1 protein-coding gene is annotated in these 294 nt (G+C 60.9%); it reads left to right on the top strand.

Annotated elements, in window-relative coordinates:
* Window positions 1–254: macro domain-containing protein (locus EN859_RS37100; protein WP_189502578.1), on the top strand; the 254-nt coding region annotated here is incomplete at its 5' end.
* Window positions 255–294 lie beyond the last annotated feature (40 nt).

The following is a 294-nucleotide window of genomic DNA, read 5'->3' as shown; positions in this document are numbered from 1 at the left end:
CAGAGCTGCTCGCCTCCTGCTACCGCCGCTCGCTCGAAATCGCCAGCGACCATGGCTGCCGAACGATCGCCTTCCCGGCGATCTCGACCGGCATCTACCGCTACCCGAAGGACGAGGCGACCGACATCGCCGTCGCCACCGTAAGCGATTTCCTGCAACAAAGCGCGCTGCCGCAGACTGTTACTTTCTGCTGCTTCGACGACCAGACAGCGGAACTTTACCGGCAAACCGTTGCTGACACCGGGAAAGGCTGAACTTTATGGACCAAGCGATTCCCCAGTACAGGCAAGTGCG

This window comes from Mesorhizobium sp. M00.F.Ca.ET.216.01.1.1 (genome assembly GCF_004010325.2).
Lineage (GTDB): Bacteria > Pseudomonadota > Alphaproteobacteria > Rhizobiales > Rhizobiaceae > Mesorhizobium.
This window is presented reverse-complemented; position numbering and strand designations above follow the sequence as displayed.